This is a genomic window from Streptomyces sparsogenes subsp. cuspidosporus, from assembly GCF_039532705.1.
Classification (GTDB): Bacteria; Actinomycetota; Actinomycetes; order Streptomycetales; family Streptomycetaceae; genus Streptomyces; species Streptomyces sparsogenes.
In genome coordinates, this window is sequence record NZ_BAAASD010000050.1 from 39,133 (window position 1) to 64,177 (window position 25,045).

Genomic DNA, 25,045 nt, shown 5'->3' on the forward strand with positions numbered 1-25,045 from the left:
AAATAATCCCAGCCTCCGCGACGGGGCGTACCTCAGCCTCCGCAAGGCGTACCCCCGCCTCCCTGCCGGGGCGTACCCCATCCTCCGCGAGGGCCTCTCGCGGCCTCCCTCACCTTCCCTCAGGGCGTACGACGCCCAGGATCGGCATGGAGCCCGCCCCGGCGACCGTGACCTGCCGCCCCGGGCGCGGCGCGTGGATGATCGCGCCGTTCCCCACGTACATCCCCACATGGCTCGCGTCCTTGAAATAGATGATCAGATCCCCCGGCCGCATCCGCTCGACGCCCACCTTCGGCAGCAGCCGCCACTGCTCCTGCGAGGTGCGCGGGATCGAGCGGCCGCCCGCGGCCCACGCCCGCTGCGTCAGCCCCGAGCAGTCGTAGGTGTCCGGGCCCTCCGCGCCCCACACGTAGTCCTTGCCGAGCTGGGCCGTCGCGAACTCCACCGCCCGCCGCCCCTGCGTCGTGCCCTTGCCGCCGATCTTCCGCAGTATCCCGGAGTTGAGCCAGGTCGTCTGCGCCCGGCGCTGTTGCTCCTCCTCCAGCTGCCGCAGCCGCTCCCGCTCCTCGGCCCGCAGCCGCGACTCCAGCTCCCTGGCCCGGCGGAGCTTCGCCCGGATCTCCTTCCGTGCCGCGGCCTTCTTGGCGCGGCTGGAGTCGAGCCGCTCCCACTCCCGGGAGGCCGCCTTCGCATAGCGGTCCAGCGTGGCCTGGGTCTTCTCCAGCTGGTTCATCAGCCCGACGGTCGCCTGCTGGCCCTTGCGCGCCAGCGTCACGTCGTCGAGGAAGCCCTCCGGGTCGTCGCCGAGGAGCAGCTGCGCCTCTGGCGGGATTCCGCCGCTGCGGTACTGGGCCCGGGCGACCGCCCCGGCCCGCTTCCTCAGGTCCGTCATCCGGTTCTGGGCCTTCACCACGGCCTGCGCGATCTTCACGATCCGCTTCTCCTGGCGCACCTGTTTCTCCCGCGCCAGGTTGTACGCGTCGGTGGCCGCCTCGGCCTTCCGGTAGAGGCTCTCCACCTTCCGGTGCACCTCGTACAGGCCGCCACCGCCCGCGGCGGCCGCGCCCCGGGCCCCCTCCGCCCCGGGCGCCGGGTCGGTGGGCGCGGCCTGCGCCCGCCCCGGCACCGCCGACATCCCCACGGCGCAGACGAACGCGGTGACCGCCGCGAGCCCCGTGCCTCCTCCCCTGCCGTCCCGCCTCACCTTCCGCTTCCTCATCACCTGCGGACCTCCACGAGCCGTCGCGTAACCCGCGCGCCAGAGCTGACTTACCGGTACGTAGGGACGGATAGTGACATGCCGTACCGCAATCCGACAGAGTCACGCGCCGTTCACCCCCGTCTCACCGCAGCTCTCCCCAGCGCGCGCCCCCCTCCGCGCCGCCGCTCATCCGGAATCGAGGCCTCAGCTGGGCCACCACCCTGACGGCCGAGGTTCACCCTCCGTTCATTCACCCCCATCGGCTGCTTCACCTGATCTGCCTAATTTCGGCCCTACGGAGTGCTCGCCGCGCCCATGGTGTGACCGGCGCGCATCTGAGCAGAACAAGCAACGCTCATCATCTACCTCTTCGTGCGCCGTCCCCACCGGCGGCTCCTGGAAGGAAAACCCGAAAGTGAAGCTTCAGCGCAACAACCGGCTTCGCGCCATCGCCGCCGGTGCCCTCGCCCTCTCCGGCGCCCTGGTACTCACCGCCTGCGGTTCCGACGACAACAGCGGCTCCTCGGGCGGCAACGGCACCAAGGCCGCCGGCGACATCAAGTGCGAGGGCAAGGGCCAGCTGCTGGCATCCGGGTCGTCCGCCCAGAAGAACGCCATGGACCTGTGGGTCAAGAACTACGGCGGCGCCTGCAAGGACGTGAAAATCAACTACAAGGCCACCGGCTCCGGCGCGGGCATCCAGGAGTGGCTGCAGGGCAAGACCGCCTTCGCGGGCTCCGACTCGGCGCTCAAGCCCGAGGAGGTCGCCGCCTCCAAGAAGATGTGCAAGGGCGGCGGCCAGGGCATCAACCTGCCGATGGTCGGCGGCCCGATCGCGGTCGGCTTCAACGTCCCCGGCGTGGACAAGCTGACCCTCGACGCCAAGACCCTCGCCCTGATCTTCGACTCGAAGATCAAGAAGTGGAACGACGAGGCGATCAAGAAGCTCAACAAGGGCGTCAGCCTGCCGGACCTCAAGATCCAGGCGTTCCACCGCTCGGACGACTCCGGCACCACCGACAACTTCACCAAGTACCTCAAGGCCGCCGCCCCCTCGGCGTGGCCGCACGAGCCGGGCAAGGCCTGGGCGGGCAGCGGCGGCCAGGCCGCGGACGGCTCCTCCGGCGTCTCCTCGCAGGTGAAGCAGGTCTCCGGCGCGATCTCCTACTTCGAGCTGTCCTACGCGACCGCCAGCAGCATCAAGACCGTCGACCTGGACACCGGCGCCTCCGCCCCGGTCCAGGCCACCGTCGACAACGCCTCCAAGGCCATCGCCGAGGCCAAGATCAAGGGCACCGGCAAGGACCTCGCCCTGGACCTGGCCTACGACACCAAGGCAGAAGGCGCGTACCCGATTACGCTGGTGACGTACGAGATCGCCTGTGACAAGGGCAACAAGTCCGACACCCTCGCCGCCACCAAGTCGTTCCTGACCTACGTCGCGAGCGAGGACGGCCAGGCCTCCCTGAAGGACCTGGGCTACGCCCCGCTGCCGACCGAGATCGCCACGAAGGTCCGCGAGAGCGTCGCGAGCCTCTCCTGACCTGAGTGCGGCCGGCTCCCACCCCATGGAGCCGGCCGCACCGTCCGGTGCACCGCCGCAAGGAGCCGTACCCCACCGGCTCCGCAGACCGGAGAACCCATGAAAACGGATATAGAACCCACATCTTCCACGGCACCGCCCCAGGACAGGGCCCGCGGCACCGGCCGCCTCGGGGACAAGATCTTCCTCGGCCTCTCCCGGGGCTCCGGCATCCTGCTGCTGGCGATCATGGCCGCCATCGCGGTCTTCCTCACCATCCGCGCCATCTCCGCCATTTCCGAAGACCACGGGAACTTCCTGACCACCTTCGAGTGGAACACCACCTCCCGGCCGATGGTCTTCGGCATCGCCGTGCTCGCCTACGGCACCATCGTCAGCTCGATCATCGCGATGCTGATCGCGGTCCCGGTCGCGGTCGGCATCGCGCTGTTCATCTCGCACTACGCGCCGCGCCGGCTGGCCACCCCGGTCGCCTACGTCATCGACCTGCTCGCGGCGGTCCCCAGCATCGTCTACGGCCTGTGGGGGGCGCTCTTCCTCGTCCCGCACCTGACCGGGCTGTACCAGTGGCTCGACGACTACCTGGGCTGGACCAAGCTGTTCGAGTACAACGACGGCGCCCCGCGCTCGCTGTTCACCATCGGCATCCTGCTGGCGATCATGATCATCCCGATCGTCACCAGCGTCAGCCGCGAGGTCTTCCGCCAGGTCCCCCAGATGCACGAGGAGGCCGCGCTCGCGCTGGGCGCGACCCGCTGGGAGGTCGTCCGGATGTCGGTCCTCCCCTTCGGCCGCTCCGGCATCATCAGCGCCTCCATGCTGGGCCTGGGCCGCGCGCTGGGCGAGACGATGGCCGTGGCCACCGTGCTGTCCCCGAGCTACGACATCGTCCCCAGCCTGCTGGACCCGGGCGGCGGCACCTTCGCCCAGAACATCGCCGCCCACTTCAAGGAGGCCGACGGCCCCGCGCGTGACGCGCTGATCGCCTCCGGTCTGGTGCTGTTCGTCATCACCCTGCTGGTGAACGGCGCCGCACGGCTGATCATCGCCCGCCGCAAGGAGTACTCGGGAGCCGCGGCGTGAACGACGCACGCGCGGCCGCCGGGCCGCAGACGACCGCGAAAGCCGCGCCTCTTCGCCGCGCGGGCGACAGTCACATCAGCTGCTGGCGCAGCGGGGTGAACGAAAGGGGCGGCTGTGAGTAACGCAGTGATCGACAAGACGGAGCTGGCCGGGGACGCGCCGCGCCCGGCCCTGCGGCAGCCCCGGCTGCCGAAGTGGGCCCCGGTCGGGCTGGCGCTGATCTCGGCCGGCCTGGGCTGCGGCATCGGCGTCGCCGGCGATCTGAGCAGCAAGGTGCAGTGGGGCCTGATCGCCGCGGCGCTGTTCGTCCTGATCTCCTTCGCCCTGACCGCCAAGGTCGAGGGCTCCCGGCAGGCCAAGGACCGGCTGGCCACCAGCCTGATCTGGGTCTGCTTCCTGCTCGCGGTGATCCCGCTGGTCTCGCTGATCTGGGAGACCATCGACCGGGGCAGCAAGGTCCTCGACGGCTACTTCCTCGGCCACTCCATGGAGGGCGTGCAGACGATCCTCCCCGGCGGCGGCGCGTACCACGCGATCATCGGCACGCTGGAGCAGGTCGGCATCGCCACCGCCATCGCGGCCCCGATCGGCCTGCTGACCGCCATCTACCTGGTGGAATACGGGCGCGGTCGGCTCGCCAAGGCCGTGACCTTCTTCGTGGACGTCATGACCGGCGTCCCCTCGATCGTCGCCGGTCTGTTCATCCTCACCTTCTGGATCATCATCCTGGACTTCGACTACTCCGGCTTCGCGGGCGCGATGGCCCTGGCCATCCTGATGATGCCGATCGTCGTCCGCTCGACGGAGGAGATGCTCAAGCTCGTCCCGAACGAGTTGCGCGAGGCGTCCCTCGCGCTGGGCGTGCCCAAGTGGCGCACCATCCTCAAGGTGGTGCTGCCCACCGCGATCGGCGGCATCATCACGGGCGTGATGCTCGCGGTCGCCCGTATCGCCGGTGAGTCGGCCCCGATCGTGCTGCTGGTGTTCGGCGCCCAGGGGATCAACAACAACCCCTTCGAGGGCGCCCAGTCGTCGCTGCCGTACTACGTCTACGAGCAGTGGCAACTCGGCAACGACGCCTCGTTCAACCGGGCCTGGGCGGCGGCGCTGGTCCTGATCGCCTTCGTCATGATCCTCAACCTGCTCGCCCGCGGCATCGCCCGCTGGAAGGCCCCGAAGACCGGCCGCTGAGGCCACGCCACGAAGAAGAGAAGTGATTCACATGGCCAAGCGCATCGACGTCAGCGGCCTCACCGCCTACTACGGCACCCACAAGGCCATCGAGGACATCTCGATGACCGTCGAGCCCCGCTCGGTGACGGCCTTCATCGGCCCGTCCGGCTGCGGCAAGTCCACCTTCCTGCGCACCCTGAACCGGATGCACGAGGTCACCCCCGGCGGCCGGGTCGAGGGCAAGGTGATGCTGGACGACGAGAACCTGTACGGGGCGGGCGTCGACCCGGTGTCCGTGCGGCGTACGGTCGGCATGGTCTTCCAGCGCCCGAACCCCTTCCCCACGATGTCGATCTTCGAGAACGTCGCGGCGGGGCTGAAGCTGAACGGCTCGTACAAGAAGAGCGAGCTGGAGGGCATCGTCGAGAAGTCCCTCAAGGGCGCCAACCTGTGGAACGAGGTCAAGGACCGGCTGAACAAGCCGGGCGCGGGCCTCTCCGGCGGCCAGCAGCAGCGGCTGTGCATCGCGCGCGCCATCGCCGTGGAGCCGGACGTGCTGCTGATGGACGAGCCCTGCTCGGCCCTCGACCCGATCTCCACGCTCGCCATCGAGGACCTGATCGGTGAGCTGAAGGAGCGCTTCACGATCGTCATCGTGACGCACAACATGCAGCAGGCGGCGCGCGTCTCGGACCGCACGGCCTTCTTCAACCTGGCCGGCGTCGGCCAGCCCGGCAAGCTCATCGAGATCGACGAGACCGAGCGGATCTTCTCCAACCCGTCCGTCCAGGCGACCGAGGACTACATCTCGGGCCGCTTCGGCTGACGCACCGCCTCCCGCGCCGCGTGCGCCGGCACTCGCCCGGTGCGCCGCCGCGGGAGAGGAAACGTCCTGTGGTGCTGCATGGCGGTGCCACCACAGGACGAAGGGCCCGCCCCCCGATCACCCAGGGGGCGGGCCCGCCGCGTTGTCGGTGGAAGGGCTTCGTACGGTGGCCTGGCCGAAAGCCGATCCGGGCGTCAGCCGGAGGCTTCGTACGGTGACCTGGCCGAAAGCCGATCCGGGCGTCAGCCGGAGGCTTCGTACGGTGACCTGGCCGTCAGCCGAAGGCCAGGTCGACGATCCAGTAGCTGAGCGCGGCGACACCGGCCGCCGCCGGCATGGTGATGAACCAGCCGAGGATGATGTTCTTCGCCACGCCCCAGCGCACCGCGTTCACGCGCTTGGTCGCGCCGACGCCCATGATGGCCGAGGTGATGACATGGGTGGTGGAGATCGGCGCCTGGTACATGAACGACGCGGTGTACATGACGGAGGCCGCCGTCGTCTCCGCCGCGAACCCCTGCGGCGGGTCCAGCTCGATGATCCGCCGGCCCAGCGTGCGCATGATGCGCCAGCCGCCCGCGTAGGTGCCGAGCGAGAGCATCGCGGCGCAGGCGATCTTCACCCACACCGGAATCGCGTCGCCCTCGTCCTCCACACCGGCGATGACCAGGGCCATCACCACGACGCCCATGGTCTTCTGGGCGTCCTGCAGACCGTGGCCCAGCGCCATGGCCGCCGCGGAGACGGTCTGGGCTATGCGGAAGCCGCGCTTGGCCTTGTGCGGGTTGGCCTTCCGGAACATCCACAGGATGGCCACCATGACGAAGTAGCCCAGCACCAGGCCCACGATGGGCGACAGGAACATCGGGATGACGACCTTCTCCACCACCCCGTTCCAGTGGACGGTGCTGGAGCCGGCGAGGGCCGCGCCCACCAGGCCGCCGAACAGGGCGTGCGAGGAGGACGACGGAAGGCCGAAGTACCACGTCACCATGTTCCAGGTGATCGCGCCCACCAGCGCGGCGAACAAGATCATCATGCCTTGTTTGCCGGTGGGGGTGGCGATCAGGCCCTCACTGACGGTCTTGGCGACCCCGCTGCCCAGGAAGGCGCCCGCGAGGTTCATCACCGCGGCCATGGCCAGCGCCGCGCGCGGGGTCAGCGCGCGGGTCGAGACGGAGGTGGCGATGGCGTTCGCCGAGTCGTGGAAGCCGTTGGTGTACGTGAAGAAGAGCGCGACCGCGATGGTCACGACAAGCGCGAAGGTGTCCATGCCGAGGCTCAGGACTCCTTGACGGCGATCGTCTCGACCGTGTTGGCCACGTGCTCGAAGGCGTCGGCCGCCTCCTCCAGCACATCCACGATCTGCTTGAGCTTGAGCACCTCGATCGCGTCGTACTTCCCGTTGAACAGGTGTGCCAGAAGCTTGCGGTGGATCTGGTCCGCCTGGTTCTCGAGGCGGTTCACCTCGATCCAGTACTCCGTGAGGTTCGTCATGGTGCGCAGATTCGGCATCGCCTCGGCGGTCAGCTCCGCGGCCCGCGCCAGCACCTCGATCTGCTGCTCGACCCCCTTGGGCAGCTCCTCTATCTGGTAGAGGACGACCAGATCGACGGCCTCCTCCATGAAGTCCATGATGTCGTCGAGGGAGGAGGCGAGGGAGTAGATGTCCTCGCGGTCGAACGGCGTGATGAAGGAGGAGTTCAGCTGGTGGAAGATCGCGTGCGTCGCGTCGTCCCCGGCGTGCTCCGCGGCCCGCATGCGTTCGGAGATCTCGGTACGAGCGGAGGAGTCCGCCCCGAGCAGTTCCATCAGGAGTTTCGAGCCGGTAACGATGTTGTCCGCGGAGGCGGCGAACATGTCGTAGAAGCTCGTCTCCCTGGGGGTCAGACGAAAGCGCACTGGGGATCCTCGGAATGCATCGGGGTCTGTCTCGTTGATGCTAGGTGCATCATCCGGCCACGGTAACCGGCTTACCCAGTGTGACCCATAGGGCAGAGTGCTTATCACAGGGACCCGGCCCAACCAGACAGACCCGGTACCATATACCCAGCGGGGGTATATGCGGACATAGCGAGCACCACGGGAGGACGCCATGACCACCACGGCAGCCGACAGCGCCGCCCCCGCCGGCGGCGAGGAGCGGAGCCAGGCGTCCGAGCCCGCGGCGGCGGCCGCCCCCGCCGAGCACACCGGCCACGGCTACACCAAGCAGAAGGACCAGCACCTCAAGCGGCTGCGCCGCATCGAGGGCCAGATCCGGGGCCTGCAGCGCATGGTCGAGGAGGACGTCTACTGCATCGACATACTCACCCAGGTCTCGGCGAGCACCAAGGCGCTCCAGTCCTTCGCGCTCCAGCTCCTGGAGGAGCACCTGCGCCACTGCGTGGCGGCGGCCGCCGTCAAGGGTGGCGAAGAGGTCGACGCCAAGGTCGCCGAGGCCACCGCCGCCATCGCCCGCCTGCTGCGGACCTGACGGCACCGGCGCTACGACCGGGATTCCTCTTCCGGTGACCGGGCGTCTCGCGACTGAGCTTCCGGTGACTGGTTGTCCTGTGACTGGATGCCCCGCGACCGGGCTTCCTGCGGCCGGGAGTCCTGGTCCTCGGCCGGATCCGATCGGTCCGCCGCCACCTGGAGCACCTCGTCGATACGGTCCGGACTGAGCCTTTCCCCGTCCGCGCTCGACGCAGCGATCATCAACTCACCGTAGAGATCGATCTCGACGAGGGCCACGGGGTCCGGGCCCGACGAGCCGCGACGCGCAACCACGTGTTTCACCTCCTCCTGCGAGCATCTGCGAGCACTTCCGAGCAGCGGCTTCCCAGCGTAGGGATCGGTACACACTCCGCGCATGGCACGGATGGACCATTTCGCGGGGCCGAACGGCATGTGCTGGCTAGGTCTGGGTGGATTCGACCCTTCCTGTGTAGATATCCGATGACTTGGGGAGCGTGATGGCGGCCGGGGCGCCGAAGTCGTACAGCTCGGTGATGGAGGCCACCCCCAGCGTGCGCCGCGCCCCCTGACGCCCGGGGGTGCTGCCCCGCCCCGAGCGGCCGGCCCGGGCCCCGCTTCCCGTTCCGCTTTCGGCTCCGTTTCCCGTTCCGCTTCCCGTACTGCCGCTGTCCGTACCGCCGCTTCCCGTACTGCCGCTGTCCGTACCGCCGCTTCCCGTACTGCCGCTTCCCGTACTGCCGCTTTCCGTACCGCCGTGCTGGCCGGACTGGCCCTGGCCGGACTGGCCCGACTGGCCGCTCGCCTCGCTGGTCACCGTGAAGTGGTGCCGCACCTCACGCAGCCGGCCCTGGCGGTCCAGATACGCGTCGAAGGGGACCGCGCGCTCCGTGAACCCCCGCGCGGCGGCGGTCAACGGGCCCCGCACGCCCGGCGACGCGGCCCGCGCGGCCCGCCCGATGTCCGTCGTGCCCCGGTAGTGCCACACCAGCGTCCCGTCCAGCCCCTCCTCGCCCACCAGGCTCACGCTCCGCGCGCCCCGCAGCAGTTCGGCGGCCGCCAGCGGATCGGTCGCCCCGCCGGTGACCAGATTCCCGTCCGGGATGCCTGCCGTGTCCACCCGCACCCACTTGTCGGGCGGAATGCCCTCGCCCCGGTTCCTCATGAACAGCGCGCCCGAGGCCAGCAGTTCGGTGATCGGCTCGTGCTCGGCGGTCCCCATCGCGTCCTTGGGCAGCACCAGCCGCAGCCGCCCCATCCGCCTCACGAAGTCATACGCGCCGGTGCCCCTGATCGACACCCGCGTGCCGCCCGTCGCCGTCTCCATCGTCGTTCGGACCCGCGAACTCCCCGACCGCACCAGCACATCGGCGGCCCGGTGCAGCGCCGCGACCGCGGCGGCCCGCGACTCCCCGCCCGGGCGCTCGTCGGCGGCCGTCTCGGAGGAACAGCCGGTCACGGTCGCGGTCACCATCAGCCCGGCCAGCAGCCCGCCCGCCACGGCGGCCGCCGTGCGCCTCGCCCGGGCACCGCCCGTACGCCGCTGGATCTCCATCGACCGCCGACCCCCTGGCCACGCTCGTCCACGCCTTGGTACTTGTTCGTTTAACGACCGGTCCCGCCGCCCCGTCACGGGCGGGTAGCGTGGTCATGTGCTCGACTCAGGCAACCAAGGTGCCGGCCAACACCGCACGACCACCGTCGAAAAGGGATCCTTCTCCACCGCCCGCTGCTCCTGCGGCTGGTACGGACCGGCCCGCCGGGCGCGGGACAAGGCCCGTGCCGACGCGGCCGGCCACACCACCGAGCGCGCCGCCGAGCCCATCGCGGAGCCCACCGCGGAACCCGCCCCCGCCCCACCGCCGCCCCGCAGTGACCCCTCCAGCTCCCCCGCCGATAACGCCGCTTGGGATTCCGCTCCCGGATCCGCCGCTTCCACCGCTTCCGCCCCGGACGGAACCGGACGCACCGCCACGACCTCTGAGTAGGGGACCGGGCCCGCGCGCGACCGCCCGGCCAACTGGTGGGCAAACGGCGTCAAGTGGGACGGGAGGCCGCCATGAACCGGCGGACACTACTGGCAGCGGGCACGGCACTGGCGACCACGGGGGGCTGGGCCGCCGCGTGCAGCAAGGACTCGGGACAGGCGACGGGCGAGGGCGACCCGTCCGCCCGCGCCTCCGCCTCCGACGCCTCCGACGCCGGCTCGGCGTCCCGCTCCACTTCCGCTTCCGCTTCGGTTTCCGCCGGCGGCACCGACGGCAAGCCGCGGGCCGCCGACTGGACCGCGCTGGGCAAGGGCCTGCAGGGCGACCTGATACGCCCCGGCGACGCCGACTACGCCACCGCCCGCCAGCTCTACAACACCCGCTTCGACCGGCTGCGGCCCGCCGCCGTCGCCTATGTCTCCACCACCTCGGACATCGCCGAGTGCCTGGACTTCGCCCGCCGCCACGCCGCCCCCGTCGCCATCCGCAACGGAGGCCACAGCTACGCGGGCTGGTCCAGCGGCGACGGCCGGCTCGTCATCGACGTCTCCGCGCTCAAGTCCATCCGCGCCTCCTCCGGCGAGGCCCGGATCGGCGCGGGTGCCAAGCTCATCGACGTCTACACCTCCCTGGGCGCGTCGGGCGTCACCGTGCCCGGCGGCTCCTGCCCCACCGTCGGCATCTCCGGCCTGACCCTCGGCGGCGGGCACGGCGTGGTCTCCCGGGCGTACGGGCTCACCTCCGACAACCTCACCGGCGCGACCATCGTCACCGCCGACGGCCGGACCCTCCAGGTGTCCAAGGATCGCGAGCCCGATCTGTTCTGGGCCCTGCGGGGCGCCGGCAACGGCAACTTCGGCGTCGTCACGGAACTCCGCTTCCGCACCCACAAGGCCGCCGACGGCGTCACCTGCTACATGACCTGGCCGTGGTCCAAGGCCGCGACGGTGCTGCGCGCCTGGCAGAAGTGGGGCCCGGACCAGCCGGACGAGATCTGGTCGGCGCTCCACCTGGAGGCCTCCCCCGGACGGACGCCGACCGTCTCGGTGAGCTGCTTCTCGCTCGGCACCTACGGCGAGCTGCAGAACGCCGTCGACCGGCTCGCCGACGGCCCGGGCGGCCCCGGCCCCGCCAGGAGCGTCTCGCTGCGCCGCCGCGGCTATGTGGAGGCGATGCGGATGTACGCCGGCTGCGGCAGCACCGGCACCACCCAGTGCCACCTCCCGGGCAGCACCCCGGGCCGCAGCTCCTCCGGGGTCCTGCGGCGCGAGACGTACGCGGCCCGCTCCGACTTCTACGCCCGCTCGCTGAGCGAGGCGGGCGTGCGCGCGATGCTCGGCCAGGTGGAGGCCTACGGACGCCGTACGAGCGGCGGGGGCGCGGTCAGCATCGCGCTCACCGCGCTCGGCGGCGCCGTCAACCGCGTCGCGCCCCTGGCCACCGCCTTCGTCCACCGCCGGTCGCGCTTCCTGGCCCAGTACACCGCCTCCTGGGCGGCCGGCGGGGCCGGGACCGCGCAGCGCTCCTGGCTCGACGGCGTCCACACGGCGATGCGGCGCCATGCGTCGGGGGCGGCGTACCAGAACTACACGGACGCCTCGCTCAAGGACTGGCGCACCGCGTACTACGGCTCTGCGGCGGACCGGCTGACCAAGCTGAAGAAACGTTACGACCCGGACCGGCTGTTCGACTTCCCGCAGGCTCTGTGAGTCAGGCCGCCAGGTCCTTGTGACGGCGCTCGCTCCGTGGCGCCCGGGACGACCCGGAGAGTTCCGGTACGTCCTCCCCCGCGGCCTCCCCGGCCGCGGGGGCCTTCCCGGCCCGTACCAGCCAGGCGGCCCGCGAGCCGGCGATCGCCGTCGTCAGCGGGGTCAGCAGCATCATCGCGAGCGGCGCCAGCAGCAGCGCGACCGCCGTGCCCAGCGCGAACCCGCCGATGACGTCCGTCGGGTAGTGGACGCCCATGTAGACGCGGCAGAACCCTTCGAGCAGCGCGAGGCCGATCGCGGCCAGCCCATAGGTCCGGCTGACCATGAACACGCCCACGGCGACCGCCATGGTCAGCGTCGCGTGGTCGCTGACGAAGGAGAAGTCGGACTTGCCCGCGACCAGGACGTCCAGCCCCTGATGGTCCTTGAAGGGGCGCGGCCGCTCCACGAACTCCCGGATCGGAATGTTGGCGAGCAGCGCCAGGCCGGCGGCCAGCGGCGCCCACACCAGCCCGGCGACGGCGGACGGCGCGTCCTTCGGACGCCTGCGCACGCTCCACCACGCGCCGAGCAACACCACGGCGAGCCCGATGATGATCCCGTACTCGCCGACGAACTCCATGACGCGGTCGAACCAGTGCGGGGCGTCCTTGGCGAGTCCATTGATGTCGTAGAGCAGGCTGACATCAGGGTTCGACCCGTCCAGTGCGAGTCCAGCCATGTGTCGTGGCCCCTTATCTCTTGCCCGTCGCTACATGCGGCTACCGGCCCCCGTTGGCGAACGCGATCGGTAGCCGATGTCTCCGCTGCCGATCCTCTTCCAGGGAACGCCCTCATCGAGCGAGGCGTTCCGCTCTCTACCCAACGATCACCAGGACGTTACCGAAGGGTGACCCATCGTCGCAGTTCAGGGCGGAGGCTTTACGCGGAGTTCGCCGTCGGCAACGCTTTTGCGCCATCTTTGGTCACCCGCGTCGCACCGATGTAGTCCGGCGTGTCGATCTTGTCGAACCGGATCACGGCACCAGTGTACGGGGCGTTGATCATCTGTCCGCCACCGACATAGATCCCCACGTGGTGGATGGATCTCGGGTCGTCCAGGTCGTACGCGAAGAAGACCAGGTCACCGGGGAGCAGCTCGTCCCGCTTGGGATGCGGTCCGGCGTTCCACTGGTCGTTCGCGACGCGCGGCAGATCGATCCCGACGGTCTTGTACGCCGCCTTGGTCAGCCCGGAGCAGTCGAACCGCCCGCCGTCCTCCGGGGTCCCGTCGCCGCCCCACAGATACGGCTTCCCGAGCTGCTTCTGCGCGAAGTAGATCGCCGCGGCCGACTGCCGCGAGGGCCGCACCTTCTGGACGGGCGCCGCGAAGCTCTTGGCCAGGGTGGTGATGGTCTTCACATAGTTCTGGGTCTCCCGGTACGGCGGCACGCCGGAGTACTTGATCACCGCGTACGCGCCGGCGTTGTAGGAGGCCAGCATGTTGTGCGTCAGATCGCCCGGGACGTCCTTCACGTACTTCGCGAGCGAGCAGTCATAGGCGGCCGCCGACGGGATCGCGTCCCGCGGGTCCCAGATGTCCCGGTCGCCGTCCTTGTCGCCGTCCACGCCGTGAGAGGCCCAGGTGGCCGGAATGAACTGCGCGATCCCCTTGGCGTTGGCCGGGCTCTGCGCCTTCGGGTTCCAGCCGCTCTCCTGGTAGAGCTGCGCGGCGAGCAGGGCCGGGTTGATCGCGGGGCAGAGGTTCCCCCACTTCTGGACCAGCGGCTGGTACGCGGCGGGAACGGCCCCCTTGGCCAGCCCGACCGTCGTACCGCTCCCGCCGCCCGCCAGGTCGGCGGCGACCATGTACGTACCGATGACAAGGAGCGCGACGAGAGAGAAGGAGACCCCGAAAGCGACACTGACGCCCAGCCAGACCTTGCGCACCCGCCCATCCTCCCCCATCTGCACGTCATACGAACGTGTTTCCGCACGTACGGCGAAATTCCGCCGCCCGCCAGCCGAAACCATACGGGCGGGGCAGGCCGCCCGCACCCCCCTCTCCGCGTGCCCCTCCTCGTGACCCTCCTCGTGCGCCCCGCCCCTGCCCCCGGTACGCCCGGCCCCGCCCCGCGACCGCCTCCCCTGGGCGCCCGGAGCGCGTAGAGTCCGGCCCGTCCGAGCACCTCACACGCCGGATCCCAGACGCCCCTACCTCACCCCGTAAGGACCATGCGATGACACAGCTCGACTGGCAGCGGGCCACCACCCCGGAGGACGGGGAGCAGGAGGCCTACCTGGAGGTGGCCGCGGGCCCCGATGGCCGGATCTACATGCGGGAGAGCAACGACCCCGACAACATCGTGGTGACGACCCAGGCCAAGTGGGAGGCGTTCATCAAGGGGGTCAAGGCGGGCGAGTTCGACGACTTCGCGGAGGAGTGAGGGGGAGCGCGGGGAGGAGCCGGACGAGGAGCGGGGGCGGAGAGGAAGGACCGCCGAACCGCGAGCCGGAGCCCGAACCGCGAGCCCGAGCCGGAGCCCGAGCCGGAGCCCGAGCCCCCGACATCGATCATTGCCCAGCGCTCATGTGCGTGATACACACAGTAGCCAGCGGGCCCCACATTGACGCTTTCGTACGCCGACCAGGTCATCGTGGTCCACAACACGTACGAGATCCGCCAAGAAATGCCGCCAAGTCGACATGCGGAAGCGGAATCGTCAGCGAAGATAGAGGCTGGCATGTGCCAACCGACGGCGGCACGCAACTACCCATAAGGGGCGGTGAGTTCTATGTTTCTAGCGGCCGACAAGGGCGACATCGACACCATCATCGGCGGAATCGCCCCAGACTGGGGCCCCTTCGGCGACCTGGGCGGCGAGGCCCGCGTCATGATCGAGGTGGTGATGGCCGTCGCCCTGCTGCTCTGCTTCGGCATCGCCATCTGGGGCGCGGCCAAACAGCGGATCGGCGCGACCGCGCTGCGCGACACCTTCAGCGCCGAACAGGGCAAGGGCCTGATCGTCGCCGGCCTGACCGGTGTGTTCATCATCGGATCCCTGGGCACTGTCTTCACGATCGTGTACGGCATGGCCGTCTAGCGCACCACACCACCCACCCGCAGAGCCGACCCCCCACGCGCGGCGCACCCCCCGTCCCGAGGCCTCCACCCCCGAGCCCCCACCCGATCCACCTCCCCACCACGAGGCTGCTCCCTGATGCCCGCTTCGCTCCTTGAGGTCGTGTCAGCTTGATGTCCACTCACACCGTCGCGATCCACCGTCACTCCGCGCCGCTACCGTCGTATGGGGGTGGCCGCCGAGCGACCACGGCTGCGGCGGCCGACGCGGCTGCGGCGATTGGGGCGGCTGGGGCGGTCGGCGCGGCTGGGGCGGCTGTCACGGTTGACGCGGCTGGGGCGGTCGGCGCGGCTGTCACGGTTGACACGTTTGAAGGGGCGTACGTGCGATGAGTCTGGGCGGCGATGACGGATACGGCGGGGACTACGGCCAGGACCCGACCCGCACGGGCGGCCCGTCCTCCGGCGGCCGCCTGACGCGCACCCGCCTCCCCGAAGGCGACGACGACCCGTTCGCCCCACCCCGCCGAGGCACCTCCCGCCCCGGCAAGCCCAGCCGCAACCTGGTCACCGTGGTGAGCGTCGTCGTGCTGCTCATCGCGGCCATCGCCTTCGCCAACCGAGGCGGCGGAGACGACTCCTCCAACGGCAGCTCCGACGACCCCGGCGGCACCAGCGCGACCAGCGGGTCCACCGCCCCGACGGGCGAGCGCCCCGTGGAGGGGAAGGACACCGTGACGGGGATCGCGTCGGGGTTCGCCAAGACGGAGCAGGGGGCGCAGAGCGCGGCGGCGAATTACGCGGTGGCGCTGGGGTCGGCCGACATGCTCAACCGGGACCGCCGCCATGAGATCGTGCCGCGGGTCTTCACGAGCGCGGCGGCCGGACCGCTCCAGGACAAGCTCGACAAGGCCTATTCCACGGACTTTCTGCAGAAGCTCGGCCTTGACCAAAACGGCAAGGCCGCCGAGGGGCTGACCTACGTCTCACGCACCGCACCTGTCGGCACCAAGATCACGAAGTACGCGGACGGCACCGCGACGGTCGCGGTCTGGTGCACAGGAGTGTTCGGCACGGCGGGAGAGGGCTCGAAGACCCCGGTCACCAACGACTGGTTCACCATGACGCTCAAGCTGCGCTGGGTGGGCAACGACTGGAAGACCGAGAGCTTCTCCCAGCAGAACGGTCCGGCCCCCATCAACAGCGATCGTGCCGCTTCCACCGCGGATGAAATTGCCAAGGCAGTCGAGCAGTACGGAGGGTTCACCTATGCCCGCTAGCCCGCGCCGCTACGCTCTCAAGCTCATCGGCGCCCTGGCAGCCGTCCAGACGGCTACCGTACTCCTCGCCACGCGAGCTGTTGCGGCCCCTAGTCCCACGCCAGGTCCTTCAGGCAGCCCGGAGGACTGCAGTTTCCTCCACGGCACGGTGAAGGAGAACTGTGAAAAGGATGGGGGCAGCAGCGGCGGCCCGCCCGACCCCACCTCCCCCCTGGACCCCGCCGCCTCCCTCGCCCGCGGCTGCGCCAACGCCGCCTCCTGGCTCGTCGGCAAGCTCTCCGACCTCGTCAAGGACACGGCGACCGTCGACTTCACCAACGAGGCATTCCTCCGCCAGTACGCCGTCGTCTTCGCCGCCTCGACCGTCCTCACCCTCATCCTCTGGCTGCTCGCCGTCGCCAAGCGCGCCATCCGCGGGGCGCCGCTCGGCGAGGCGCTGTCGGAGGCCATAGGTTTCCTCTGGCTGACGGTGCTCGCCTCGGCCTTCACCCCGCTGATCCTCTATACGGTCGTCACGGCGACCGACGCCGTCACCGAGGCCATCGCCTCGGGCACCGGCGCGGACAACGACGCCTTCTTCGGCTCGTTCGCCGAGGCCCTGAAGAAGGACGAGGACATCGGCGGCGGGCCGATCATGCTCATCGTCGTGTCGCTGGTGACCATCCTCGCGGCCGGTGTGCTCTGCCTCGAGCTCGTGATCCGCGCCGCCCTCCTCTACGTGGGCGCGCTGCTGGGCACCGCCGTCTACTCGGGTCTCGTCGACAAGAACATGTGGGGGCATGTGCGCCGCTGGGCGGGGCTCATGATCGCGGTGATTCTGGTCAAGCCCGTGGTCGTGATAGTGCTCGCCCTCGCCGGGGCGCTGTCCACGTCCGACAAGGGGCCCGACGCCTTCTCAGCCGTCGTCTCCGGACTCGCGATCATCGTCCTCGCCATCTTCGCCAGCGCCATGATCTACCGCTTCGTGCCCGGCTTCGGCGATGAGATCGTCAAGGCCCGCAGCGCCAGCGCGGACCCGGCGTCCCGGCAAGCCGCCGCGATCATCAGCTCTCCCGCCGCGCTCGTGAAGCAGGGCATCAACACCCACAGCGCCCGCGGCGGCGGCGACGGCGGCGGCGGGGCGGCCCGCCCCGGGCAGGCGAAACCCGCCAACCCGGTCTCCGGCGGCGTCGCCGCCCACAGCTCCCGCGGCGGCCAGGGCGGAGCAGGCGGGGGCGGTGCCGCACGCCCCGGCGGCGCGGGGGGCACAGGCGGCGGGGCCGCCGCCGCGGCCCGCGCGCAGAACCGCGGTTCCAGCAACAACCCAGGAGGTGACCGCCGGTGACGATCGAGGCCCAGTCCCACCCCATCGCGCCTCGCCGCACATATCTGATCGGGCGCGCCCGCCCCAGCGCGATCGTCGGCAAGAACCGTGAGACCGGCGAGATCGCGCTGATCATCGGGGGCGCGTTCCTCGGGATGATGTGCGGGCTGCTGGTCCCGGTGCTCACGCTGCGCATCGCCACCCTGGTGGGCTTCCCGACCCTCGCCCTGGCCGCCGTGTACGTCCCGTACAACGGCCGCACCTTCTACAAGTGGTTCGAGATCAACCGCTCCTACAAGCGCACCGTGCGCAGAGGCGCCACCTACCGCTCCGCCGCCGCCGAGGCCGGCACCCGCCTGGACGGCCGCGAGGTCGAGGTCGGCCCGCCGCCCGGCATCGGCCGGATCAACTGGCTCGCGGCCCCCTTCGGCCCCGACGAGATCGCGGTCCTGCTGCACGCCGACCGCCGCACCGTCACCGCCGCCATCGAGATCGAGGGCCCGGGCGTCGGCCTGCGGGACAGCGAGGACCAGGAGGCGCTGGTCGACCGGTTCGGCACACTGCTCAAGCACGTCGCCAACGGCGACGGCTTCGTGACCCGCCTGCAGATGCTGGCCCGCACCCTCCCCGCCGACCCCGACGCGCACGCCAAGGACGTGGAGCGGCGCGGCGACGAGGAGGCCCCCGCCTGGCTCAAGGACTCCTACGACCAGTTGCAGTCGATGGTCTCCACCTCCTCCGAGCAGCATCGCGCCTATCTGGTCGCCTGCATGCACTACACCCGCGAGCTGGCGGCCGAGGCCCAGGCCATCGCCCGCGCCACCCGCCACAGCGCCGGCGGCCGCAAGCTCGACAAGGACGCAGGCCTGGCCGTGGTCATGGCCCGCGAGCTGACCGACATCTGCGCCCGGCTCGCCGAGGCCGACATCCGGGTGCGGCAGCCGCTCGGCCAGGGCCGGCTGGCCTCGCTCATCCACTCCATGTACGACCCGGACCACCCCATCGACCACATCCAGGCCATGACCCAGCGGAACGCCTGGCCGGCCGAGCTGGACGCGATGGAGCCCACGTACCTGCAGGCCAAGACCCGCGAGTCGAGCACCCGCGAGCCCTGGTGCCACGCCACGGCCTGGGTGAAGGAGTGGCCGATGACCCCGGTCGGGGTCAACTTCCTGGCACCGCTGCTGGTCCACACCCCCGACGTCATCCGTACGGTCGCGGTCTGCATGGACCTGGAGCCGACCGAGATCGCGATCGAGCGGATGCTGACGGAGAAGACGAACGACGAGGCGGAAGCCAGCCGCGCCGCCAAGATGAACCGCACCGTCGACCCGCGCGACATCGCCGCGCACGGCCGGCTCGACCAGCGCGGCGAGGACCTGGCCAGCGGCGCCGCGGGCGTCAACCTCGTCGGCTACATCACCGTCTCCTCCCGCTCCCCCGAGGCCCTCGCCCGCGACAAGCGGACCATCCGGGCCTCGGCGGGCAAGAGCTATCTGAAGCTCGAGTGGTGCGACCGCGAGCACCACCGGGCCTTTGTGAACACGCTGCCGTTCGCGACCGGCATCCGGCGATAGAGCGATAGAGACGACTGGGACGATAGGGGCTCCGCCGTGGCCGATCCGATTGGCGCCATCACCGAAGCGTTCACCAGCTTCCTGTTCGGGAAGGTGGAGACGACCCGGCTGCCGGTCCGCACGTCCACGGGGCAGGCACAGGCCGTCTACCTGCCCACCGCCGCACCGGGCCTGGGCGACTCGGGCGTGATCATCGGGCGGGAGGTGTACTCCGGCAAGGGGTACATCTACGACCCCTTCCAGCTGTACGGGCAGCAGCTGCCCGCCCCCCACTGGCTGGTCCTCGGCGAGTCCGGAAACGGCAAGTCGGCCCTGGAGAAGACCTACGTCCTGCGGCAGCTGCGGTTCCGCGACCGTCAGGTCGTGGTGCTCGACGCCCAGGGCGAGGACGGCGTCGGCGAGTGGAACCTGATCGCCGAGGAGCTGGGCATCACCCCCATCCGGCTCGACCCGATGGCCGCCCTGGACGGCGGCATCCGCCTCAACCCCCTCGACCCCGCGATCACCTCGACGGGCCAGCTGGCGCTGCTCCGCACGATCATCGAGGTGGCGATGGGTCATGGCCTCGACGAGCGCTCCGGGTTCGCCCTCAAGGTCGCCCACGCGTACGTCAACCAGACCATCGTCGACCGCCAGCCGGTGCTGACCGACATCGTCGAGCAGCTGCGCCACCCCGAGGCGGACTCGGCGGAGGCGATGAACGTCGACATAGACGACGTGCGGGCCTGGGGCCTCGACGTCGCCCTGGTGCTCGACCGGCTCGTCGACGGCGACCTGCGCGGCATGTTCGACGGCCCGACGACGGCGGGCATCGACCTCAGCGCCCCGCTCATCGTCTTCGACCTCTCCCACATCGACCGCAACTCGATCGCCATGCCGATCCTGATGGCGATCGTCGGCGTGTGGCTGGAGCACACCTGGATCCGGCCGGACCGCAAGAAGCGCATCTTCCTGGTCGAAGAGGCCTGGCACATCATCAACTCGCCGTTCGTCGCGCAGCTCTTCCAGCGCCTGCTGAAGTTCGGGCGCCGGCTCGGCCTGTCCTTCGTCGCCGTCGTCCACCACCTGTCCGACGTGGTCGACGGCGCGGCCGCGCGGGAGGCCGCGGCGATACTCAAGATGGCGTCGACCCGGACCATCTACGCCCAGAAGGCCGACGAGGCGCGGGCCACGGGCCGGGTGCTGGGCCTGCCGCGCTGGGCCGTCGAGATCATCCCGACCCTGACGCCCGGCATCGCGGTCTGGGACGTCAACGGCAACGTCCAGGTCGTCAAGCACCTGATCACCGAGGCCGAGCGGCCGCTCGTCTACACCGACCGGGCGATGACGGAGGACGCGCTGGCCCTCCAACTGGCCGCCGAGGCCGAAGCGGAGGCCGAGGAGCGGGCGGCCGCGGCCGTGGAACAGCGGCTCGCCCAGGAAGCCGCCGAGGCGGACGCGTACGGCGGGCCCTCGTACGGTTCGACGGTGGCCTGACATGGCGGCGGGGCGGGTCCACGGCGGGCAGGGCGGCCCTGGGCGCGGCGGACAGGGGCACGGCGGGCAGGGGCGCGACGGACAGGGATACGGCGGGCAGGGCTACGACGGCCCCGGTGAGCCGGGCGGACCGGGCGGGCCCCCGCCGGCCGCGCGGGGCGGCGGCGGGATCCCGGACGGGCTGCTGGTCGGCTCCTTCGCCTTCCTGCTCGGGCTGACGGGCCTGGCGTGGTCAGCGACGGGGCTGGCCGGGCTCTTCGCCCACGGCGCCTGGCCGGACGGCGTGCGCTTCCTCCGCACGCCCCTGGCGATGCGCGCGCTGGCCCAGCGCCCCCACGACCTGGCGGCGGCCTGGCCGGACACGCCGAAGGAGCAGCTGTCGGGATACGGGCTGTTCTGGGGCCTGTTCATCAGCGAGCTGATGGTGTTGATCGTGCTGTCGGTGTTCGCCATCGGCACGGTCACCCGCTATCGCGCGGTCCGCGCCAAGCGCCGCGCGGCCCGGTGGGAGGCCGCCGGAGGCCACGAGTACGTCCCCGGGACGGACGCCTCGGCCCACCCGCGCGGGCGCGGGCACACCGCAGGGCACGCAGGGCGCGGAGCAGACGGAGCGGATGGGGCGGGAGCAGCGTCACCCTCGGCGCAGGCACCGGGGCCTGGGCAAGGACCAGGGCGGGACGCCACGGCTCTCGGCGGCGCGACGGGCCCGGCGACGCAGGGCCGCCCGTACGCGTACGACGCCCCGGCACCCGAGGCGGGCCCGTCCGGGAGCGCCCCGGCGGCCTCCCCGGCGGCCTCCTCGGCGGGGTGGAACGCCGCAGCCGCCGACGCGGCGGGCCATGGCGCGCACGCGGCCCAGGGACGGCCGGGAGGCGTCCTCGGCGGTACGGCCGCCGAGGGCACAGCCGTCGGCGGCCGTACCGCCGAGCAGTGGGCCGACCAGGACACGCCCGGCACCGGACCGCACCCGGCGCCCGGCCACGGCCCCGTAGGGGCGCACCCAGGCGTGCCCGGCGCGGGACAGCCGGGCGCCCCGGCGACCGCGTACGGTCCGTGGAACGGCGACCCGGGAGCCACAGCACAGCGCCCCATCGCCGAACAGCGGGCAAGCGCATGGAGCGGCTCTGGCGGCACCCATGCCCCTGGCGGCGCGGGAGACACCTACAGAGCGGGCGGCACCCCCGGCCCCGGCGGCGCCAGCGGCCCTGGCGGCATCCACAGCCCGGGCGCCTGGGGCGGCCCAGACGGCGCCCCCGACACCCACAGCACGGGCGGCGCCAGCAGTCCGGGCGGCCCGGGTGGCACCCACGCCCCTGGCGGCCCCGACGGCAACTACAGCCCCGGCGGCCCGGGCGGCCCCGACGGCCCCCACAGCCCCGGCGGCCCGGGCAGTTGGGTCGGCCCCGGCGGCCCGGAGACTCCGGGCGCGGGGCCGGCCGCCGGGGTCGCGTCGGCCCCGTCCCAGCCGGTGCCCACCCCGCGCGGCGGCCCTGGCTTCCCCGGGGCCGAGGCGCCGGCGCACTCCCGGGTTCTCTACGGCACCCAGCGCGGGGACGCCGCGTCGCAGGCCGTCCTGGACGCCGTCGGTCCGGTCCTGGTCGTCACCAGCGACGCCGCGCTGTGGGCGGGGACCAAGGACGCCCGGGCCAAGTTCGGCCCCACCCACGTCTTCGACCCGTCCCACCTCCTCGACACCCCGGCCCGGCTGCGCTGGAACCCCGCGGCGGGCTGTGAGTCCCGCGATGTCGCCGCGACCCGCGCCGCCGCGCTCCTCGCCCCCGTACGCCCCCTCCACGCCGTCGACAGGCCCATGGCGGAGGCCGCGGAGACCATGCTCCGCTGCTGGCTGCACGCGGCAGCCGTGGACGGCCGCCCGTTCCGCCACGTCCACCGCTGGGCCCAGGGCAACTCGGCACACGAGCCGGTGCGGATCCTCAGGACCCACGCGAAGGCCGCGGGGGGCGCCGCGGGCGAGCTGGAGGCGACGCTCACCGCGCACCCCGAGCGCCGGGACATGGCCCAGGAGTTGACGGCCCGCGCCCTCGCGGCGCTGTCGTCGATCCACATCCGGGACGCCTGCAATCCGGGCCGGTCCGACGCCCTCGCGTTGGAGTCATTTGTGGGCGAAGGGGGAACGCTGTATGTGATGGGCGAATCCATCGAGGATCCGCGGACCCATCCGGGTGCGATGCCCTTGTTGACCGCACTCGCCTCGCACGTGGTCGAGCACGGCCGGCGCATGGCCGAACGGTCATCCTCCGGTCGGCTCGACCCACCACTCACCCTCGTCCTGGACGATGTCGCGGCCGTCGCGCCGCTGCCTCAGTTGCCGGACCTGCTGGCCCACGGGGCCTCGCTGGGCCTGCCCACGCTGGCGCTGATGCGCTCCCAGGAGCAGGCCCGCGCGCGGTGGCCGCACCGCACGCCGGCCGGCTGAGAGGCGGCCCCGGGACGACTCGCCCGGCTCCTCTCCAGAGCCGAGAAAAATTTTCTGGCGGCGATGTCGAGAACCGGCAACTGGCTCCGTCCCTGCGGTGAACGCGACCACAATGGGCCGCACCAGCATCGAGGAGAACCACCATGGCCAAGTACCTGCTGCTCAAGCACTACCGCGGCGCCCCGGCCCCGGCCAACGACGTGCCGATGGACCAGTGGACCCCGGAGGAGATCTCGGCGCACATCAAGTTCATGCAGGACTTCGCCGCCCGGCTCGAGCAGACCGGCGAGTTCGTCGACGCCCAGGCACTCGCCCCCGAAGGGTCGTGGGTCCGCTACGACGGTGAGGGGCGCCCGCCGGTCACCGACGGCCCGTTCGCCGAGACCAAGGACCTCATCGCCGGCTGGATGATCGTCGACGTGGACAGCTACGAGCGCGCCGTCGAGCTGGCCGGGGAGCTGTCGGCCGCCCCCGGGGCGGGCGGGAAGCCGATCCACGAGTGGCTGGAGCTGCGCCCGTTCATGGCCGAGCCGCCCACCATCACGGAGTGACCTCGCCCATGTCGATGGATGAGGCCCTGCTCCGGAGCCTCACGCCGAGCGTGCTGGGGATCCTCGTCCGCCGCGGAGCCGACTTCGCGGCGGCCGAGGATGCCGTGCAGGAGGCGCTGGTCGAGGCGGTCCGCGTCTGGCCGGCCGACCCGCCACGGGACCCGAAAGGCTGGCTGATCACCGTGGCCTGGCGCCGGTTCCTCGACGCGACCCGGGCGGACACCGCCCGCCGCCGGCGTGAGGACCTGGTCGACGAGGAGCCCGCGCCCGGGCCGGCGCCCTCGGTGGACGACACGCTCCAGCTCTACTTCCTGTGCGCCCACCCGTCGCTGACGCCGTCATCCGCGGTCGCCCTCACCCTGCGCGCCGTCGGCGGGCTCACCACCCGCCAGATCGCCCAGGCCTACCTGGTGCCCGAGGCGACCATGGCCCAGCGCATCAGCCGTGCCAAGCGGACGGTCTCGGGCGTGCGGTTCGACCAGCCCGGCGATGTCGCCACCGTGCTCCGCGTCCTCTACCTGGTCTTCAACGAGGGCTACTCCGGCGATGTCGACCTGGCCGCCGAGGCCATCCGGCTCACCCGGCAACTCGCGGCCGCGATCGACCATCCCGAGGTGGCGGGGCTGCTCGCCCTCATGCTGCTCCACCACGCCCGGCGCGCTACCCGTACCGCGCCCGACGGCAGCCTCGTGCCGCTCGCCGAACAGGACCGCGGCCGGTGGGACACGGCGTCGATCGCCGAGGGCGTCGCGATCCTGCAGGCGGCCCTCGCCCGCGACCGGCTGGGCGAGTTCCAGGCCCAGGCCGCCATCGCGGCACTCCACGCCGACGCCCCCACGGCCGAGGAGACCGACTGGGTGCAGATCGTCGAGTGGTACGACGAGCTCGTGGGCCTGACCGACAGCCCGGTCGTCCGGCTCAACCGTGCCGTGGCCGTCGGCGAGGCCGACGGCCCGCGCGCCGGCCTGGCGGCGCTCGCGGCGCTGAACGACTCTTCCCCGAGCTCGTCGGGCAAAGGACACCCCCTGCCCCGCTACACCGCGGTGGCGGCGTATCTGCATGAACGCGCCGGCGACCTGACGACGGCGGCACGGCTGTACGCCGAGGCGGCCCACAAGGCGCCCAACCTCGCCGAACGCGATTACCTGACGCGCCAGGCCGCCCGGCTCAACGCCCACCGCTCTCGCTGACCCGGCCGCCAACGCGAAAAAGCCTCGGTCCCGAATATCTTCCGATACTCGGGACCGAGGCTTATCAAAATTTGTTCGGCGGCGTCCTACTCTCCCACAGGGTCCCCCCTGCAGTACCATCGGCGCTGAAAGGCTTAGCTTCCGGGTTCGGAATGTAACCGGGCGTTTCCCTAACGCAATGACCACCGAA

Annotated in this window: 21 protein-coding genes, 1 rRNA gene and 2 pseudogenes; 16 read left to right on the forward strand and 8 right to left on the reverse strand. The window is 71.2% G+C overall.

The annotated features are described in order from the left end of the window. Positions 1–109 precede the first annotated feature (109 nt). Positions 110–1,219: a C40 family peptidase gene (locus ABFY07_RS36730; RefSeq protein ID WP_346178647.1), complete on the reverse strand. Its 1,110-nt coding sequence runs from the start codon at positions 1,217–1,219 to the stop codon at positions 110–112. A 397-nt stretch (positions 1,220–1,616) separates the two neighbouring features. Here ABFY07_RS36730 and pstS point away from each other — a divergent pair, with 397 nt between their 5' ends. The 4 genes from pstS to pstB all read left to right on the forward strand — a co-directional run bounded on the left by pstS (position 1,617) and on the right by pstB (position 5,826). After that, positions 1,617–2,744 (forward strand): phosphate ABC transporter substrate-binding protein PstS, encoded by a 1,128-nt coding sequence (gene pstS, locus ABFY07_RS36735; protein ID WP_346178648.1) that lies wholly within the window; start codon positions 1,617–1,619, stop codon positions 2,742–2,744. A 99-nt stretch (positions 2,745–2,843) separates the two neighbouring features. Then, positions 2,844–3,827 (forward strand): phosphate ABC transporter permease subunit PstC, encoded by a 984-nt coding sequence (pstC, locus tag ABFY07_RS36740; RefSeq protein ID WP_346178649.1) that lies wholly within the window; start codon positions 2,844–2,846, stop codon positions 3,825–3,827. A gap of 114 nt (positions 3,828–3,941) precedes the next feature. Then, positions 3,942–5,018, forward strand: coding sequence for a phosphate ABC transporter permease PstA (pstA, locus tag ABFY07_RS36745; RefSeq protein WP_346178650.1), 1,077 nt, complete (start codon positions 3,942–3,944; stop codon positions 5,016–5,018). Positions 5,019–5,049: 31 nt separating this feature from the next. Further along, complete coding sequence (gene pstB / locus ABFY07_RS36750; RefSeq protein WP_065961251.1) at positions 5,050–5,826, forward strand: phosphate ABC transporter ATP-binding protein PstB; 777 nt, start codon at positions 5,050–5,052, stop codon at positions 5,824–5,826. Between the two features lie 274 nt (positions 5,827–6,100). Here pstB and ABFY07_RS36755 read toward each other — a convergent pair whose 3' ends face one another. Together ABFY07_RS36755 and ABFY07_RS36760 are read right to left on the reverse strand one after the other, a co-directional pair. Then, positions 6,101–7,099, reverse strand: a complete 999-nt coding sequence (locus ABFY07_RS36755; RefSeq protein WP_346178651.1) for an inorganic phosphate transporter — start codon at positions 7,097–7,099, stop codon at positions 6,101–6,103. Between the two features lie 8 nt (positions 7,100–7,107). Next, positions 7,108–7,728, reverse strand: coding sequence for a DUF47 domain-containing protein (locus ABFY07_RS36760; RefSeq protein ID WP_065961254.1), 621 nt, complete (start codon positions 7,726–7,728; stop codon positions 7,108–7,110). 193 nt (positions 7,729–7,921) lie between these two features. Between ABFY07_RS36760 and ABFY07_RS36765 the strand changes: the two genes are divergently transcribed. After that, complete coding sequence (locus ABFY07_RS36765; protein ID WP_346178652.1) at positions 7,922–8,302, forward strand: metal-sensitive transcriptional regulator; 381 nt, start codon at positions 7,922–7,924, stop codon at positions 8,300–8,302. Between the two features lie 110 nt (positions 8,303–8,412). Here ABFY07_RS36765 and ABFY07_RS43295 read toward each other — a convergent pair. Further along, positions 8,413–8,598: pseudogene (locus tag ABFY07_RS43295) on the reverse strand (hypothetical protein); the annotation flags it as partial. A 427-nt stretch (positions 8,599–9,025) separates the two neighbouring features. Beyond that, positions 9,026–9,838 (reverse strand): annotated as a pseudogene (locus tag ABFY07_RS43300) (SCO4651 family lipoprotein); the annotation flags it as partial. A gap of 97 nt (positions 9,839–9,935) precedes the next feature. Between ABFY07_RS43300 and ABFY07_RS36780 the strand changes: the two are divergent. Both ABFY07_RS36780 and ABFY07_RS36785 read left to right on the forward strand, forming a co-directional pair. Then, complete coding sequence (locus ABFY07_RS36780; RefSeq protein WP_346178668.1) at positions 9,936–10,271, forward strand: hypothetical protein; 336 nt, start codon at positions 9,936–9,938, stop codon at positions 10,269–10,271. Between the two features lie 71 nt (positions 10,272–10,342). After that, positions 10,343–11,980, forward strand: a complete 1,638-nt coding sequence (locus ABFY07_RS36785; protein ID WP_346178653.1) for an FAD-binding oxidoreductase — start codon at positions 10,343–10,345, stop codon at positions 11,978–11,980. Between the two features lies 1 nt (position 11,981). On the opposite strand, the gene ABFY07_RS36790 is transcribed toward ABFY07_RS36785, so the two are convergent. Both ABFY07_RS36790 and ABFY07_RS36795 read right to left on the reverse strand, forming a co-directional pair. Next, the gene (locus ABFY07_RS36790) at positions 11,982–12,701 is read right to left on the reverse strand and encodes a phosphatase PAP2 family protein (protein WP_346178654.1); all 720 of its coding nucleotides are present in this window, start codon (positions 12,699–12,701) and stop codon (positions 11,982–11,984) included. A 200-nt stretch (positions 12,702–12,901) separates the two neighbouring features. Continuing rightward, positions 12,902–13,927 carry a C40 family peptidase gene (locus ABFY07_RS36795; RefSeq protein WP_428837069.1) on the reverse strand — a complete coding sequence of 342 codons (1,026 nt, stop codon included), beginning with the start codon at positions 13,925–13,927 and terminating at the stop codon, positions 12,902–12,904. Between the two features lie 272 nt (positions 13,928–14,199). Here ABFY07_RS36795 and ABFY07_RS36800 point away from each other — a divergent pair, with 272 nt between their 5' ends. The 9 genes from ABFY07_RS36800 to ABFY07_RS36840 all read left to right on the forward strand — a co-directional run bounded on the left by ABFY07_RS36800 (position 14,200) and on the right by ABFY07_RS36840 (position 24,855). Beyond that, positions 14,200–14,406, forward strand: coding sequence for a DUF397 domain-containing protein (locus tag ABFY07_RS36800; RefSeq protein ID WP_014177694.1), 207 nt, complete (start codon positions 14,200–14,202; stop codon positions 14,404–14,406). Positions 14,407–14,754: 348 nt separating this feature from the next. Continuing rightward, a complete protein-coding gene (locus ABFY07_RS36805) occupies positions 14,755–15,063 on the forward strand; it encodes a hypothetical protein (RefSeq protein ID WP_065961275.1) in 309 nt (102 codons plus the stop codon). Positions 15,064–15,430: 367 nt separating this feature from the next. Continuing rightward, on the forward strand, positions 15,431–16,321 hold the full coding sequence (locus tag ABFY07_RS36810; protein WP_346178655.1) for a DUF8175 domain-containg protein: 891 nt from the start codon (positions 15,431–15,433) through the stop codon (positions 16,319–16,321). Beyond that, positions 16,311–17,645 (forward strand): hypothetical protein, encoded by a 1,335-nt coding sequence (locus tag ABFY07_RS36815; RefSeq protein ID WP_346178656.1) that lies wholly within the window; start codon positions 16,311–16,313, stop codon positions 17,643–17,645. Before ABFY07_RS36810 ends, ABFY07_RS36815 begins: the two co-directional genes overlap by 11 nt. A 2-nt stretch (positions 17,646–17,647) precedes the next feature. Next, positions 17,648–19,201, forward strand: coding sequence for an SCO6880 family protein (locus ABFY07_RS36820; RefSeq protein WP_346178665.1), 1,554 nt, complete (start codon positions 17,648–17,650; stop codon positions 19,199–19,201). Positions 19,202–19,237: 36 nt separating this feature from the next. Then, positions 19,238–20,677 (forward strand): ATP-binding protein, encoded by a 1,440-nt coding sequence (locus tag ABFY07_RS36825; RefSeq protein WP_346178657.1) that lies wholly within the window; start codon positions 19,238–19,240, stop codon positions 20,675–20,677. A 1-nt stretch (position 20,678) separates the two neighbouring features. Next, positions 20,679–23,114, forward strand: a complete 2,436-nt coding sequence (locus ABFY07_RS36830) for a hypothetical protein (RefSeq protein ID WP_346178658.1) — start codon at positions 20,679–20,681, stop codon at positions 23,112–23,114. Between the two features lie 143 nt (positions 23,115–23,257). Beyond that, complete coding sequence (locus ABFY07_RS36835; protein ID WP_346178659.1) at positions 23,258–23,665, forward strand: YciI family protein; 408 nt, start codon at positions 23,258–23,260, stop codon at positions 23,663–23,665. A 14-nt stretch (positions 23,666–23,679) separates the two neighbouring features. Further along, entirely contained in the window at positions 23,680–24,855 is a 1,176-nt protein-coding gene (locus tag ABFY07_RS36840; RefSeq protein WP_346178666.1) for an RNA polymerase sigma factor, read from the forward strand. A gap of 73 nt (positions 24,856–24,928) precedes the next feature. Here the strand turns inward: ABFY07_RS36840 and rrf are convergent. After that, positions 24,929–25,045 (reverse strand): 5S ribosomal RNA (rrf, locus tag ABFY07_RS36845).